Source organism: Methylobacterium sp. WL120, from assembly GCF_008039465.1.
GTDB classification, from domain to species: domain Bacteria; phylum Pseudomonadota; class Alphaproteobacteria; order Rhizobiales; family Beijerinckiaceae; genus Methylobacterium; species Methylobacterium cerastii.
The window spans coordinates 1-8,254 of record NZ_VRUT01000184.1 but is presented as its reverse complement, the minus strand read 5'-3'; the positions used below and the strand labels follow the sequence as shown (position 1 = coordinate 8,254).

At 70.5% G+C, this 8,254-nt stretch carries 9 protein-coding genes and 1 pseudogene; 3 read left to right on the top strand and 7 right to left on the bottom strand.

Annotation, left to right across the window (positions count from 1 at the left end):
• A pseudogene (locus tag FV229_RS23340) lies at positions 1–282 on the bottom strand (hypothetical protein); the annotation flags it as partial.
• Between the two features lie 222 nt (positions 283–504).
• Between FV229_RS23340 and FV229_RS27630 the strand changes: the two are divergent.
• On the top strand, positions 505–651 hold the full coding sequence (locus FV229_RS27630; protein WP_187273672.1) for a hypothetical protein: 147 nt from the start codon (positions 505–507) through the stop codon (positions 649–651).
• Between the two features lie 7 nt (positions 652–658).
• On the opposite strand, the gene FV229_RS23335 is transcribed toward FV229_RS27630, so the two are convergent.
• The 6 genes from FV229_RS23335 to FV229_RS23305 all read right to left on the bottom strand — a co-directional run bounded on the left by FV229_RS23335 (position 659) and on the right by FV229_RS23305 (position 5,430).
• A complete protein-coding gene (locus FV229_RS23335; protein WP_147754244.1) occupies positions 659–2,008 on the bottom strand; it encodes an MFS transporter in 1,350 nt (449 codons plus the stop codon).
• A 187-nt stretch (positions 2,009–2,195) separates the two neighbouring features.
• Positions 2,196–2,954 carry an NADPH-dependent F420 reductase gene (locus FV229_RS23325; RefSeq protein ID WP_147754242.1) on the bottom strand — a complete coding sequence of 253 codons (759 nt, stop codon included), beginning with the start codon at positions 2,952–2,954 and terminating at the stop codon, positions 2,196–2,198.
• On the bottom strand, positions 2,944–3,804 hold the full coding sequence (locus FV229_RS23320; protein WP_238272117.1) for an aldo/keto reductase: 861 nt from the start codon (positions 3,802–3,804) through the stop codon (positions 2,944–2,946). Before FV229_RS23320 ends, FV229_RS23325 begins: the two co-directional genes overlap by 11 nt.
• A 215-nt stretch (positions 3,805–4,019) precedes the next feature.
• On the bottom strand, positions 4,020–4,358 hold the full coding sequence (locus FV229_RS23315) for a hypothetical protein (RefSeq protein ID WP_147754240.1): 339 nt from the start codon (positions 4,356–4,358) through the stop codon (positions 4,020–4,022).
• Between the two features lie 65 nt (positions 4,359–4,423).
• Positions 4,424–4,870 (bottom strand): CHRD domain-containing protein, encoded by a 447-nt coding sequence (locus FV229_RS23310; RefSeq protein ID WP_147754239.1) that lies wholly within the window; start codon positions 4,868–4,870, stop codon positions 4,424–4,426.
• A gap of 140 nt (positions 4,871–5,010) precedes the next feature.
• Positions 5,011–5,430 carry a helix-turn-helix transcriptional regulator gene (locus FV229_RS23305; RefSeq protein WP_147754238.1) on the bottom strand — a complete coding sequence of 140 codons (420 nt, stop codon included), beginning with the start codon at positions 5,428–5,430 and terminating at the stop codon, positions 5,011–5,013.
• A gap of 908 nt (positions 5,431–6,338) precedes the next feature.
• Between FV229_RS23305 and FV229_RS23300 the strand changes: the two genes are divergently transcribed.
• Both FV229_RS23300 and kdpA read left to right on the top strand, forming a co-directional pair.
• Positions 6,339–6,440: a K(+)-transporting ATPase subunit F gene (locus FV229_RS23300; protein WP_147754237.1), complete on the top strand. Its 102-nt coding sequence runs from the start codon at positions 6,339–6,341 to the stop codon at positions 6,438–6,440.
• An 11-nt stretch (positions 6,441–6,451) separates the two neighbouring features.
• Positions 6,452–8,167, top strand: coding sequence for a potassium-transporting ATPase subunit KdpA (gene kdpA, locus FV229_RS23295; RefSeq protein ID WP_147754236.1), 1,716 nt, complete (start codon positions 6,452–6,454; stop codon positions 8,165–8,167).
• The last annotated feature ends 87 nt before the right edge of the window (positions 8,168–8,254 follow it).

The following is an 8,254-nucleotide window of genomic DNA, read 5'->3' as shown; positions in this document are numbered from 1 at the left end:
CCGCAGGGGCGTCGGCGCGGGCGGGCGGCCGAGGCAGCCGGTGCAGACCGACGCGATGGCGATGTTCGCGCGGACCGTGCTGCGCTCCCACACCGCTTCGCGCGCCGCCCGGGCCGCCGCGACCGCCGCGTCGGCTCCGCCGGAGCCGATCGCGGGCGGGGGCGCGTCCGCGGGACGGATGCGCAGGAAGAGCGGTTCCTGCGCCGAGGCCGGCGCGCCCGCAAGGGGAAAACTCGCAAAGGCCAGGACCGGAGCGAGGCACAGGGCGGACCAGCAGCGCATGCCTTCGCTCGTCTCCCTTCGGCCGGGCCGCGTCCGATGCTCCATCGAAGCGCCAGGGTTAATGCGAGCTTAACGGTTGCGGCGGCGGACAGATCCCGTCGCGGCGGACGGGACCCGCACCTGCTCTGCGCTTCGGGGTCGCCGGAGATCGGGCGGGCCCGGCATTAACCTTTCGTTAACCGTCAGGCGCCCAGCCTGAACTACGATTCGGAGGGCGGTTCCATGACGATCCTCGGGTTAGTCGAATGGCTCGGCCACGGCGTCGCCGCGGCGCTCGCCGGGTGGGCGGCGATCGGCCTCGTGCTCGCAGGTCGCGATAGGGGGGCGCCGGCCCTGCAACCGGTCCGGGTCCGCGCCCGCCGCCGCTGAGCCACCATCAGATCCCTTCGGCGTAGCCCGGCGCGTCCGCTGTCCCCGCGTCGCGGTGGCGCCGCTCCTGCGCCCGTCCGAGCCACAGGCTGTTGACGAGCCAGGCCGCCGAGAGCGGCACCGCCACCACCGAGACCGCCGCCGCGCCGAACCCGAGGGCACCCAGGCCGGCATAGGACCACGCCCCGGCCTGGTCGCCGAGGCGGTAGACCACGGTGTCGATGAAGCTCTTGGCCTTGTAGCGGTCTTCTCGCGGCACAACCGTGAACAGCACCTCGCGGATCGGCCGGCTGATCGCGAAGTTGCCCGCCCGCCGCAGCACCTGGAAGCCGACGATCGCCGCGATCGACGGCGCCAGCGCCAGCAGGCCGAAGCCGAGGATGCTCAGCGCCGGCAGGATCGCCAGCGTCAGCCCGACGCCGATCCGCCGCACGATCCGCCCGGTGAGGAAGAACTGCACCCCGAGGGTCAGCACGTTCACGGCGAGGTCGACGCCGGCGAAGAACGCCGTCTGCGCCGCGCGGTCGGGGAAGCTCGCCTTGGCGATCGCCGCCTGCTGGAAATACAGGTAGGTCGAGGTGACCGAGAACAGCAGCAGGAACAGGGAGATGTTGAGCAGGTAGGGCGAGGCCAGCGTCCGGGTCACGCCGGCGAACACGCTGCCGCCGATCACCTGACCGGTCCCCTGTTCGGGGCCGCCCGACGGCGCCTGCCGCAGGCGCTCGGAGAGACGGGCGAGCCCGCGCATGCTGAACACCGCGCATTCGAGCAGCACCACCGCGCCGAGCATCAGGCCCCAGGTCGGCACCGCCTTGGCGAGCAGGGCGGTCGTCGCCGATCCGGCGATGGCGCCCAGCGTCGCGCCGGCCGCGATGAAGCCGAACAGGCGCTTGCCCTGGCTCGTCGAGAACACGTCGACGATGGTCGCCCAGAAGATCGACACCACGAACAGGTTGAAGATCGACAGCCAGACGAAGAACACCCGTCCGATCCACACCTCCCAGTCCGGCGGCGCGAGGTAGAGGGCCAGGGCGAAGAGCAGGATGTTGCTGGCGAAGAAGCGGTAGGTCAGCGGCACGAAGCGCGCGCGCGGCATGCGCTTGACCAGCCACGCGAAGGGCAGGTTCAGCGCCAGCATCCCGACGAGCGTCGCAGTGAACAGCCACGGCAGGTTCTCGATGCCGCCGGCCACGCCCATCTGGTCGCGGATCGGCCGCAGCACGTAGTAGGCGGCCAGGATCGAGAAGATGTAGGCCCAGGACCAAGCCAGCGCCGGCCCCTCCCCGGGCCGGGCGCCGACCAGGCGCGCGAAGGCGTTCGAAGGCGCAGCCTCGGTCGGCATCGCGGCGTGACTCATCGCGTGAACCCGTTGCCAGAGCCGGTTCCGACGCGCCCTTCCCCCTCTGCGGGGGAGGGCGGCCCCTGCGTCAGCAGGGGTCGGGAGAGGGGAGCGCCGTATCCTGACAGCGCGCTCCCCTCTCCCGACCCACTGCATGGGCCACCCTCTCCCGCAGAGGGGAGAGGGAGTTGCCCATTGGCCCTCGTCACTGCGTCAGCCCGAGGGTCTTGCGCAGGTCCGGCGCGGTCTGCTCGTGGCCGAAGCCGGGCGAGCCCATGGCGAACTTGCTCGCGTCCTTCAGGCCGCCGACCAAAACCGGGTCGAAGCCGGCGTCGCGCACCAGGCCCTCGGCGACCTTGACCGCGCCCGCGTCGTCGCCGGCGATCGGGATCGCCATGCGCCCGCCCGCCCGGTCCTTGCCGCCGTTCGCGCCTTCCTTGGCGAAGACCTTGTAGTTGGCCGCGTTGAACGCCCGGACGAGCTTGGCGCCGGGGAAGTACTTCTCCGAGGTCGCGCCGATGCCGTTGGCCTGGACCTCGTCGTAGAGCTCGCCGTCGCGCGCCTTGGTGGCGTTGCCGGCATCGAGCACGACCTTGCCCTTGAGGGCGGCGGCGTAGGACTTCGAGAGTTCCGGATAGGCCTTGTACGGCACCGCCACGAACACCGCGTCGCCGAAGGCGATCGCCTCCTCGGGCGTGCCGGCCTTGGCCTTGTCGCCCAGGGCTTCGATCATGGGTTTCAGGGTCTCGGGATGGCGGGAGGAGAACATCACCTCGTGCCCGTCCTTGACCCAGAGGGTCCCGATCGTGCCGCCGATGTTGCCCGAGCCGATCACGCCGATCCGAATTTTTTTGGATGTCTCCTGCGCCAGTGCCGGAAATTGCGCCATCGCCGGAAACGCGAGGCATGCGAGGCCGGCCATGAGCGCGGCGCGACGGGAAAGTCCGAAAAGGTCAGAGCGCATCGATGAAGGCCTCCATCTGTTTCCGCTCGGCCGCGTCGGGCAGGCGCCCGCGGGCCGCGGCGAGGTTGTCCTCGACGTAGGCGACCTTCGCCATGCCGGGGATCGGGCAGGTCACGGCCGGGTGGCCGAGGACGTATTTCAGGAAGAATTGCGGCCAGGTCTCGCAGCCGAAGGCCTTGGCGAAGTCCGGCACCGCCTTGCCCTGGACCGCCTTGAACAGGCGGTCGCGTCCGAACGGCACGTTGACCATCACCGCCTGGCCCCGGTCGGCGGCGAGCGGCAGGATGCGCTCGGCCGCCTCGCGGTTGTCGATCGCGTAGTTGACCTGGATCGCGTCGAGGGTCTCGCTGCGCATCACGCGCTCCAGCCCGTCGAACTGCCCGTCCCGCCAGACGGTGACGCCGAGGTAGCGGATCCGCTTCTCCGCCTTGAGGTCGCGCAGCACCGCGAGGTTCTCGGTGGCGTCGATCAGGTTGTGCACGGCCACGAGGTCGATCCGCGCGACCTTCATCCGCGCCAGCGAACGCTCGAACTCGGCGCGCGTGGCCTCGCGGCCGGTGGTGTCGACCTTGCTCGCCAGGAATACCTTGTCGCGCAAGGCGCCGTCCGGGAGGATCAACCCGAGCACGTCCTCCGCCGTGCCGTAGCTCGGGGCGGTGTCGATCACCGATCCGCCGAGCGCCACGAAGCGCTCGACCGCCGCGCGCAGCGGCGCGACGGCCTCGGCCGTGGGGGCCACCTCGTAGCGGCGCGAGGTGCCGATGCCGACGACCGGCAGCATCTCGCCCGTCGACGGGATCGGACGGCGGATCAGCGTCTCCTCCGCCGACGCGCCCCGGGTCAGGGGCATCAGGGCGGCGGCGGCGATCAGCGCGCGGCGGGACAGGCCGCCGGGTACTGGGGACGCTGCAAGGGGCGCTACGAGGGGCGCTGTGAGGGGCGCTGTGAGAGGCATCGCGGGAGACTCCGTGGCGCGTGACGCATCCAGGCTCACCTAGGGCAACCGTGGGTACGCGTCGGTCTTTTCTCGATCGTGACGCGCGCGGGGGTCGGAGGACCGCTCGATCAATCCTCTTCCGGCGGATCCTCGAATTCCGCGCCCTCGGTGTCGGGGGCGATGCGGAACCGGTACTCGTCGATGGCGAGAAACGCCCGGTGCACCGCCTGCGGGTCGAGGCCGTCGCGTACCACCAAGGTTTGGAAGTCGATGAACAGGCGTGCGATCCGCGCCTCCCCCGTCAGAGCCTGGAGGGCCGAGGAGCCGGCCCCGCCGCGCATCATGAAGCGCTTGGCCGCGCCCTCCGCGTCCGGGGCCGGCAGCACCGCGACCTGGCCGGCGGTGTCCGGGCGCAGCTCCGCCCAGCGTGCCGGCGTCCAGGCGATGATGGCGTCCGATTGCTTCACAGCGCGAGCCTCCGCAAGCCGTCCCCGGCGAGCGGCCTACAGAATGCGCGCGCCGGGGAAAAGGCCTACGGCGCCCGCACCACCTGCCCGCGGATCTCGCCCTTCGGGTTCGCCGCGGTGTGGAGGTTGAAGTAGATCTTGCCCGCGGCGAGGTCGGCCGCCTTGGCGTCGTCGAGGGTGGCCGAGCCCTCGAACGGGCTGGCGGAGGCGGTCACCGGGACCAGCACGCCGGCATTGGCCCCGGCCTCGGCGGGACCGTGGAAGTGGGCGGCCGTCACCGGGCCGGTCAGACCGCTGTAGCTGCCCTTCCAGGTCAGCGTCTTGCCGGCGGGATCGTAGGTCGCCGAGACCTCGCCGGTGCCCTTGCTCTCGGTGGCGGGCACTTCCGAGCCCGCCGTCAGCGCAGCCTTGTAGGTCTGGCCCTCGGCCGCCGAAGCCGTGGCGACGGTGGCGGACAGCGCGAAGGCGGAGAGCGCCAGTGCGGCCAGGCCGCTGTGGATGTCGCGGATCATCGGATCCTCCCTGATGGCAAGCCGGGTCCGGGTTGCAGGGCGGTAGATAGGCGCGGCGGCGCGCGCGCCGATCACGTTGTCGCGCGCGACCGACCGATGAACGCGCGACCGCTCCGAGACGCCGCCCGTCGGAGTAGCCGTCAGGAGGCGGCGGCGTCCGGCGTGCCGGCCCGCGCGATCCGGGCGGCGGACTTCACCATCGCCAGCACGTCGCGGCGCATCTGCAGGTCAGAGATCGCCGAATAGGCTTTCAGCAGCTCCGCTGCGCCGGCGATGCCGAGGAAAGGCAGGCTCGCGGACTCGTCGACGGAACGCGACTCGCCGGATTCGCCCTCGAAGAAGGTCGAGACCGGCACGCCGAGATGGTCGGCGATCGTCTGAAGGCGGCCGGCGCCGACGCGGTTGCGGCCCTTCTCGTACTTCTGGACCTGCTGGAAGCTTACGCCCAGGGCTTGGCCGAGGGCGGTCTGGCTGATCCCGCGGGCGGCCCGAAGAACCGCGATGCGGCTGCCGACGGTGTGGTCGGCATCGGTGGGTTTCTTCTGTTCCGCGGTCGACATCGTGTTCGTCTCACTCGGGTTCGTGCCGCCGAGCGGGATGCCCGGGCGTGTAGAAGTGACCAAGCGCTCTCGAAAGACAATCTTGAGATGCGCTAAAGTCACGGTACGATTGTACCCCGTCCTTGCGGCGCAGCCACGCACTTTTCGAATGGGCGGTATGTCGCACGAGGGGGCAACGGTCGAGAATGAAACTGCGGTGCCATGGCGTGAAGCCCGCAGCCTGCGGAAAACGTACCTAAAGTATATCGATTGATTCGGGCAACACCGCTCTTCGCCCCGCTCCCAGGCTTCGACCCGGTCCATCGACGCCCGACGCGGCCTTTCCGCGACGGCAGCAATGCTCGACCGTGACGATATCGGCCGAAACGGCCGCATGCCGAGGGCGCTCGAACCTGCGAAGCCGGGTGTCGCGGAGCCGGATTATCATTCTTTCTCAAAGCTTTAATCGTTGTCGGCCCGCTGCCGCAGCCATCGTGGCCGGTCGTCTCGTCGGGACTTCGCCCCGCACCGGACATTGCGTCTCTACGGCGCGTTCTCAGTATTCGTCTCCCTGACCGAAATTCAGGAGTCCGAGGCGACCGATTCGGGATCGCGCTGTGCGCGGACCTGTGAACGGGTTTGCACGGTCGCGCCCGAAGAGCCGGCCCGATCCTGATGGGATCCTTATGGAATCGGGGCCGGCCGCCTCTCGCATTCCTACGGCGCGTCCGCCCAATCTGACGACCACGGCACGCACGACGCCGGGCGGATCGGTCGAAGCGGACCGGTCGGCCCGCGCCGGCGTCGCCGCCCCCCGTCGTTGCGGACGTTTCCCATGCTCGACCTCGCCTTCCTCGCAGGCGCCCTCGCCTTCTTCGCCATCGCTGCCGGCTATGCCGGCCTGTGCGCGCGCCTCTGAGGAGATCGCCATGCCTGCGACCCTGCCTCTCGACCTGTTCCTCGGCGCCCTCGTGACGGTCGGCCTGCTGGCCTACCTCACCTACGCCCTCGTCCGCCCCGAGCGGTTCTGAAGGACCGACCCATGACCGTGAACGGCTGGATCCAGATCGCGCTCTTCTGCGCGGTCGTGCTGGCGCTCGTGCGCCCCCTCGGCGGCTACATGGCCCGCGTCTTCTCGGGCGAGCGGACCCTGCTCTCGCCCGTGCTCGAACCGGTCGAGCGCGGGCTCTATCGCCTCGCCGGCATCGACCGGACCCACGAGCAGCACTGGCTCGCCTACGCCACGGCGATGCTCGTCTTCCACGCGGCCGGCTTCGTGCTGCTCTACGCCCTGCTGCGGCTCCAGGCGGTGCTGCCCCTGAACCCGGACGGGCAGGGCGCCGTGGCACCGGACCTCGCCTTCAACACCGCGGCGAGCTTTATCACCAACACCAACTGGCAGTCCTACGGCGGCGAGACGACGCTGTCATACCTGTCGCAGATGCTGGGGCTGACCCATCAGAACTTCCTGTCGGCCGCGACCGGCATCGCTCTGGCCGTCGCCCTCGTCCGGGGTTTTTCGCGAGCCTCGGTGCGGACCGTCGGCTCGTTCTGGGTCGACCTCACCCGCGGCACCCTCTACCTGCTGCTGCCGCTCTGCGTCGTGTTCACGCTGTTCCTGGTCTGGCAGGGCATCCCGCAGACCCTTGGCGGCGCCGTCGCGACGACGACCCTGGAGGGCGCGTCCCAGACCATCGCGGTCGGGCCGGTGGCCAGCCAGGTCGCGATCAAGATGCTCGGCACCAACGGCGGCGGCTTCTTCAACGCCAACGCCGCCCACCCGCTCGAGAACCCGACCGCGCTGTCGAACTTCGCGCAGATGGTCTCGATCTTCGCGATCGGCGCGGCGCTCACCAACCTGTTCGGCCGCAGCGTCGGCCGCGAGCGCCAGGGCTGGGCGATCCTTGCCGCGATGGCGGTGCTGTTCCTGGCCGGGATCGCGATCACCTACGGCGCCGAATCCGCCGGAAGCCCGGTGCTGAACGCGCTGGGCCTGCCCGGCGGCAACATGGAGGGCAAGGAGGTTCGGTTCGGGATCGTGGCCTCGGCGCTGTTTGCCGTCGTCACCACCGCCGCCTCCTGCGGCGCGGTCAACGCCATGCACGACTCGTTCACCGCCCTCGGCGGCATGATCCCGCTGATCAACATGGAGCTCGGCGAGATCGTCGTCGGCGGCGTCGGCGCCGGGCTCTACGGCATGCTGGTCTTCGTCATCGTCACGATCTTCGTCGCCGGGCTGATGGTCGGGCGCACGCCGGAATACCTCGGCAAGAAGATCGAGGCGCGCGAGGTGAAGATGGCGATGCTCGCCATCCTCTGCCTGCCGCTGATGATGCTGGGCGGCACCGCGCTGGCCACCGTGGTCGCCGCGGGGCTCGCCGGCCCCGCCAACGCCGGCCCGCACGGCTTCTCCGAGATCCTCTACGCGTTCACGTCGGCGGCCGCCAACAACGGCTCGGCCTTCGGTGGGCTCGCAGCGAACACGACCTTCTACAACACCACCCTGGCGGCCGGCATGCTGGTCGGGCGGTTCTTCGTGATCGTCCCGGCGCTGGCCATCGCCGGCGCGCTCGCCGCCAAGAAGACCGTGCCGGCCTCGTCCGGCACCTTCCCCACCGACGGCGGCCTGTTCGTCGGGCTGCTGGTCGGCGTGATCCTCATCGTCGGCGGCCTGACCTTCTTCCCGGCCCTGGCGCTCGGGCCGATCGTCGAGCACCTCGCCGGCGGCCTCGGCCAGACCTTCGCCGCAGGAGGCTAGGCCATCCGTGACGCCCTCCCCCAAGCCGTCGCTCGACCCTCGCCGCGACGCAGGCGGGGCGCGCAGCGCCCGCGCCCGGCCGTCGCC

What these genes read in the sequence shown, in the direction of transcription:
- FV229_RS23335 (WP_147754244.1), bottom strand. Translation starts at nt 2,008, where the DNA reads ATGAGTCACGCCGCGATGCCGACCGAGGCTGCGCCTTCGAACGCCTTC.
- kdpA (WP_147754236.1), top strand. Translation starts at nt 6,452, where the DNA reads ATGACCGTGAACGGCTGGATCCAGATCGCGCTCTTCTGCGCGGTCGTG.
- FV229_RS23300 (WP_147754237.1), top strand. Translation starts at nt 6,339, where the DNA reads ATGCCTGCGACCCTGCCTCTCGACCTGTTCCTCGGCGCCCTCGTGACG.
- FV229_RS27630 (WP_187273672.1), top strand. Translation starts at nt 505, where the DNA reads ATGACGATCCTCGGGTTAGTCGAATGGCTCGGCCACGGCGTCGCCGCG.
- FV229_RS23310 (WP_147754239.1), bottom strand. Translation starts at nt 4,870, where the DNA reads ATGATCCGCGACATCCACAGCGGCCTGGCCGCACTGGCGCTCTCCGCC.
- FV229_RS23320 (WP_238272117.1), bottom strand. Translation starts at nt 3,804, where the DNA reads ATGCCCCTGACCCGGGGCGCGTCGGCGGAGGAGACGCTGATCCGCCGT.
- FV229_RS23305 (WP_147754238.1), bottom strand. Translation starts at nt 5,430, where the DNA reads ATGTCGACCGCGGAACAGAAGAAACCCACCGATGCCGACCACACCGTC.
- FV229_RS23325 (WP_147754242.1), bottom strand. Translation starts at nt 2,954, where the DNA reads ATGCGCTCTGACCTTTTCGGACTTTCCCGTCGCGCCGCGCTCATGGCC.